Source organism: Streptomyces sp. NPDC057654 (genome assembly GCF_042800135.1).
GTDB lineage: Bacteria > Actinomycetota > Actinomycetes > Streptomycetales > Streptomycetaceae > Streptomyces.
The window spans coordinates 1-3,266 of the sequence record NZ_JBHVHQ010000928.1 but is presented as its reverse complement, the minus strand read 5'-3'; the positions used below and the strand labels follow the sequence as shown (position 1 = coordinate 3,266).

General features: G+C 71.4%; 3 protein-coding genes. 1 reads left to right on the top strand and 2 read right to left on the bottom strand.

The window, feature by feature from the left end; genetic code table 11:
- Positions 1 to 819 precede the first annotated feature (819 nt).
- Positions 820 to 1,644, top strand: a complete 825-nt coding sequence (locus tag ACFU99_RS38420) for a hypothetical protein (RefSeq protein WP_384401780.1) — start codon at positions 820 to 822, stop codon at positions 1,642 to 1,644.
- Between the two features lie 60 nt (positions 1,645 to 1,704).
- Here ACFU99_RS38420 and dhaK read toward each other — a convergent pair whose 3' ends face one another.
- Both dhaK and ACFU99_RS38410 read right to left on the bottom strand, forming a co-directional pair.
- Positions 1,705 to 2,697, bottom strand: coding sequence for a dihydroxyacetone kinase subunit DhaK (gene dhaK / locus ACFU99_RS38415; RefSeq protein WP_384401777.1), 993 nt, complete (start codon positions 2,695 to 2,697; stop codon positions 1,705 to 1,707).
- A gap of 121 nt (positions 2,698 to 2,818) precedes the next feature.
- On the bottom strand, positions 2,819 to 3,178 hold the full coding sequence (locus ACFU99_RS38410) for a hypothetical protein (RefSeq protein WP_384401774.1): 360 nt from the start codon (positions 3,176 to 3,178) through the stop codon (positions 2,819 to 2,821).
- Positions 3,179 to 3,266 lie beyond the last annotated feature (88 nt).

The window sequence follows — 3,266 nt, the reverse complement described above, 5'->3', positions numbered from 1 at the left end:
GCGGATGGTGTTGGTGGCGAGCGGCATGAGGGTTCCCCCGAGTTGTCCGGTCGTGCAGTGCTTTCGGTGGTACAGGTTCACCCTTCGGCAAGCCGTTGGCGAACCGCTAACGTCACACTAACGAAAGGGGACCGGCGTTCTCCGGGCAGGTCCGCGATGGCGGAGCGGGGATACGAATTTCCATGGGATGGGAACCGGTCCGCCATAAGTCGCCCTCGACGCCGGGTGTGCGGAACGGGGTAGTGGTGCAGACCAATGCAGGTCAGCGCGGTGCGGCGGTGAACGCGAGGCCGGGGCTGGAGAATGCTCCGGCAATCCGCGCAACTCGCCGCTAATAGCGGACTTTCACGCCGAGAAGGCGATGATCAGAATCCGGTCGGCCATCCGAAAATGCGGTGTCGTCCGGGTCGGCGCAGATCGCAAAGAGCGTCTGATATTCGACCGTTCGGCAGGAAAGTCGCATTCTGCGACGGCGGGCGCCGGCCCGCGCGATTCTCCCGGCGCGTCTGCCCGGACCCGCCGTCTCGTGCGGACGACGGTGCGAACGGTCGTGCATCTGGCCAGTTTGCGAGTCGACGTCCGCCGTACCGGTCGAACCCGCGACGGCCCCCCGCCCGGCCGCCGCGGAGGGGGTAACGCGAGGTCGGGCGCGGGCCAAGCGCCCCGCGCACCTGCCCCGGGCAAACGGAGCGCGCCGGATTTCCGTGCCCGCCGCGCGGGCCCGTGGCCGGTTCGGGACCTGCCCGCTATCGGCCGCGCTCGCCCATCCGATAGACGTTCATGCTCGGCATGTCCGCCCCACACCTGGGAGGTACGTCCATGACCGCAGGCAGGATCAGCACAGCGGCTTCGGGGAAGACCCGGTTCGACGACATCTACGACGCCCCGGACCCCCGCGCGTACTTCCGCCGCCTCGCCCCACTGGACTACGAGATCCCCCACCACGCCCAGGAGGTCTTCCGCCGCACCCGCACCGAGCGCGCCGCGGCCGCCGGCGGCCCCGTGACCGTCCTCGACCTGTGCTGCTCGTACGGCATCAACGCCGCACTCCTCAACCACGACCTCACCCTCGGCGACCTGTACGCGCACTACACCGGCCCCGAGGCCGAGGAGCTGACGACGGCCGAGCTCGTCGAGCGCGACAAGGCGTTCTATGCCGCCCGGCGGCGCGCCGACGCCACGCCCGCCATCGGGCTCGACACCGCCGAGAACGCCGTGCGGTACGCCCTCGCGGTGGGCCTGCTCGACGAGGCGTACGCGGAGAACCTGGAGCGCGTACCGCCGAGCACCGCGCTCGGCAGGGCCGTCGCCCGTACCGGACTGATCACGGTCACCGGCGGCATCGGCTACATCACCCACCGCACGTTCGACGCCCTGCTGGGCTGTGCGCGCACCCCGCTGTGGGTGAGCGCGTTCGTGCTGCGCACCGTCGCGTACGGGCCCATCGCCGCCGGCCTCGCCGCGCACGGGCTCGGCACCGAGCAGGACCTCTCACGCACCTACCCGCAGCGGCTGTTCAGCGACCGGGCGGAGCAGCGCGGGGCCGTCGAACAGGTGCGGCTGGCGGGCGGCGACCCGGCCGGCCTGGAGACCGAGGGCCGCTACCACACGCGGCTGTACCAGTCCCGCCCGTACCGGGACTGACGCCTGCCGGGCCCGCGCCCCGGCCGCGGCAGACCGCCCGCCCCGCGCCTCTCTCAGGGCTCAGCGGCCCCAGCGCAGCCCCGCCGTCTGTACCGGCGCGTCCCACAGGCGCAGCATCTCCTCATCGGCCTGGCAGATCGTCACCGAGGCGCCGGCCATGTCGAGAGCGGTCACGTAATTGCCGACGAGCGTGCGGGCCGTGACGACGCCGCGCTCGTCGAGCACCCGCCGCACCTCCGCGCCGAAGCCGTACAGCTCCAGCAGCGGCGTCGCGCCCATGCCGTTGACCAGCACCAGGACGGGCCCGGTGGGCGCGAGGTCGGAGAGCACCGCGTCGACCGCGAAGTCGGCGATCTCGCGCGAGGTCATCATGGCGCGCCGCTCCCGGCCCGGCTCGCCGTGGATGCCGATGCCCAGCTCCAGTTCGCCCTCCGGCAGATCGAAGGTGGGGCCGCCCTTCGACGGGGTCGAACAGGGGCTGAGCGCCACGCCGAAGCTGCGCGAGCACTCGTTGACACGGCGGGCGATGGCCTCGACACGCTCCAGCGGGGCGCCCTCCTCGGCGGCGGCGCCGGCGATCTTCTCCACGAACAGCGTGGCGCCGGTGCCGCGCCGCCCCGCCGTGAAGAGGCTGTCGGTCACCGCGACATCGTCGTTGACCAGCACGCTGGCCACCTGGATGCCTTCGTCCTCGGCGAGTTCGGCGGCCATGTTGAAGTTGAGGACGTCGCCCGTGTAGTTCTTCACGATGAACAGCACGCCCGCGCCGCTGTCCACGGCCGCCGCGGCCCGCGCCATCTGGTCCGGCACCGGCGAGGTGAAGACCTCGCCGGGGCACGCCGCGTCCAGCATGCCGGGCCCGACGTACCCGCCGTGCAGCGGCTCATGCCCGGACCCGCCGCCCGAGACCAGCGCCACCTTCCCCGCCACCGGCGCGTCCCGCCGCGTGATCACCCGCTTCTCGACGTCCACCGAGAGGTCCGGATGAGCGGCGGCCATGCCCCGCAGCGCGTCTTCCACCACGGTCTCGGGAGCGTTGATGAGCATCTTCATGTGGATCTCCTCGGGTGTTGCAAGGAACTGCCGCTTACTCGCAATCATGCAGGTCAGGGGTCATACATGGACAATTCTATGGTGACGGGAGCCCGACAGGAGCAGCGCGCCCGCACTCACGTCACCAGATCAGGACGGCGACCAGGGTATGCACGACGGTCGCGGCGGCACTGCCGACGGCCTGCCGCGGGTCGCGTCGTCCGAGCCCGATGGCCGCGTCCACCGCCTGGGAGAGGGCCGCACCGAGCAGGCACAGGCCGGGCACGACCCCCGTGGCGAGAAACGGGATGACGGCGGCGAGCAGGCAGAGCGGAACGGCTTTGGCCGCGTACATCCGCGCGTAGAAGAGAACGCCGGCGCCTTCGGCGCCCTCCGGGGCGAGAGCCGAAGGACGGAGTGCGGCGAGTACCGCGGACAAGACACCGCCCGCGGCGAGGACCGCGTTCAAGACGAAGAGGATGATCACGGTCTCATCCTTCACCACGCGTCAGCGTGAGGCCGGACGAGGCTTTTCGTTCTCGCGCAGGAAGCCGCGGTAGCGGCCCGGCAGCGTGCCCCGGGTACAAGGG